Origin of the sequence: Blastococcus saxobsidens, from assembly GCF_002938435.1 — a bacterium.
Lineage (GTDB): Bacteria > Actinomycetota > Actinomycetes > Mycobacteriales > Geodermatophilaceae > Blastococcus > Blastococcus saxobsidens.
Window position 1 is genome coordinate 1 of the sequence record NZ_POQT01000078.1, and the last position, 2,243, is coordinate 2,243.

Below are 2,243 nucleotides of genomic sequence, written 5' to 3' on the forward strand. Positions count from 1 at the left end.
CCGGCGACGAGCAGCAGCAGGTTCCGGGAGTAGTCCTGGGGCAGGAACCCCGGCTCCGGCACGCCACCCGGGTCGAGCGCTCCGCAGCCGCCGGCCGACCGTCCCGTGCCGCCGTCGGCCGGGGACGCCTCCGCCGCGCAGCGGGCGATCGACGCCGCCATGGCCTACCGGGGCACGCCCTACGCCTGGGGCGGCGGTGGCACCCGCGGCCCCGGCCCCGGCCAGGACCCCGATCTCGGGATCGTCGGCTTCGACTGCAGTGGCCTGACCCAGTACGCGTACGCCCGCGCCGGGATCTCCATCCCGCGCAACAGCCGGGCGCAGTACGCGGCCCTGCCCAAGGTGTCCAGCGACGACCTGCGCGCCGGTGACCTGGTCTTCTGGGGCACGGACCCGTCGAACCCGAACGCGATCACGCACGTCGCCATCTACCTCGGCGACGGCACGGTGATCCAGGCGCCGGAGAGCGGCGACGTCGTCAAGGTGTCGCCCATGTGGTGGCGGGGCTACACCGGGGCGGTCCGCCCCAGCGCCTGAACGGAAGCCCGCCCTCGAAAGCGATCGCACGCTCGGGGCGGGGCCATGGATGAGGCGTCGGGCAGCCACGGGGGGAGCTGCCCGACGCACCGTCCAGGCTAGCAGTCCCGAGGCGCTCCGGGCAGGCCCTCCCGCGTTCCGTCCGGGCCCGCGGAAGGACGTGCCCGCGTCCCTGCCCGGACCGGAGCCGCCACCCCGCGAACGTGTAGGACACTGGTCGTGGGGTCGGGTCGACACCGCCCCGTCGACGGCCCGCCCGTGCCGGGGGGCCGCGGCCCGGCACGACCAGGGAGCCCCGTGAGCGAGCTTGCGCGCGAGCCGATCAGCACCGCACCGTCGGGAACGCCGACGTCGAGCGTCGGCGGGGGAATCGCGTGACCACCACGCCGCTGGAGAGCTCCTCGGCCCCGGTGCCGCCGTCGGTCGACGCGGCCCGGCTGGAGCGCGTCCTCTTCGAGATCAAGCGGGTCATCGTCGGCCAGGACCGGCTCGTCGAGCGGATGCTGGTCGCCCTGCTGGCCCGCGGGCACGTGCTGCTCGAGGGCGTGCCCGGCGTCGCCAAGACCCTCGCCGTGGAGACGCTGGCGAAGGTCGTCGGCGGGGACTTCGCGCGCCTGCAGTTCACCCCCGACCTGGTGCCGGCCGACATCATCGGCACCCGCATCTACAAGGCCGGCCAGGACGCCTTCGACACCGAGCTGGGCCCGGTCTTCGCGAACTTCGTCCTGACCGACGAGATCAACCGCGCCCCGGCGAAGGTGCAGTCGGCGCTGCTCGAGGTCATGGCCGAGCGCCAGGTGTCCATCGGCGGCGTGACCCACAAGCTGCCTGACCCCTTCCTGGTGCTCGCCACGCAGAACCCGATCGAGTCCGAGGGCGTCTACCCGCTGCCCGAGGCGCAGCGCGACCGCTTCCTGATGAAGGTGCTCGTCGACTACCCGAGCGCCGAGGAGGAGCGGGAGATCATCTACCGGATGGGCACCGAGCCGCCGGTCGCCGAGACGGTGCTGGGACCCGACGAGCTGCGCCGCCTGCAGCGGACCGCCTCGCAGGTCTTCGTCCACCACGCCCTCGTCGACTACGTCGTCCGGCTGGTCGTGGCGACCCGGTCCCCGCGGGAGCACGGCATGGAGGACGTCGCCAACTGGGTGTCCTACGGCGCCAGCCCGCGTGCCTCGCTCGGCCTGATCGCCGCCGCCCGGGCCCTGGCGCTGGTGCGCGGCCGCGACTACGTGCTGCCGCAGGACGTCCTGGACGTCACCGCCGACGTCCTGCGCCACCGGCTGGTGCTCTCCTACGACGCCCTGGCCGACGGCGTGCCGGCCGACCACATCGTCAAGCGGATCGTGCAGACGGTGCCGCTGCCGCAGGTGGCACCCCGCCAGCAGGCGACCGGGAACGCCCCCGGTGGCCACGGCGGCCCGTCGGTGCCGGCCGCCCCCGGGCCGTTCTACGGGCCGCCGCAGGGCATGCCCACCGGCGCCCCCTGGGGCGCGGTACCGCAGCCGGGCGGTCCCGGCGGCTACGGCCCCGGCCCGCAGGGCAACGGCGGCCCCGGCCCGCAGGGCAACGGCGGGTACGGCCCGCAGGGCAACGGCGGGTACGGCCCGCAGGGCAACGGCGGGCCCGGCGGTTCGACCGCGGCCGGGCAGGGCTCCGGCAACGGCGCGACGCCGGGATCGCAGCAGGCGTGATCCGGCGGCGCC

Annotated in this window: 2 protein-coding genes; both read left to right on the forward strand. The window is 75.3% G+C overall.

Annotated elements, in window-relative coordinates:
- Nucleotides 1-159 precede the first annotated feature (159 nt).
- The gene (locus C5507_RS21950; protein WP_249027847.1) at nucleotides 160-537 is read left to right on the forward strand and encodes a C40 family peptidase; all 378 of its coding nucleotides are present in this window, start codon (nucleotides 160-162) and stop codon (nucleotides 535-537) included.
- 374 nt (nucleotides 538-911) lie between these two features.
- Entirely contained in the window at nucleotides 912-2,231 is a 1,320-nt protein-coding gene (locus tag C5507_RS21955; RefSeq protein WP_104530598.1) for an AAA family ATPase, read from the forward strand.
- The last annotated feature ends 12 nt before the right edge of the window (nucleotides 2,232-2,243 follow it).

Excerpts from the sequence above, each read along its gene's own strand:
- C5507_RS21950 (WP_249027847.1), top strand. The coding sequence starts at position 160 with ATGGCCTACCGGGGCACGCCCTACGCCTGGGGCGGCGGTGGCACCCGC.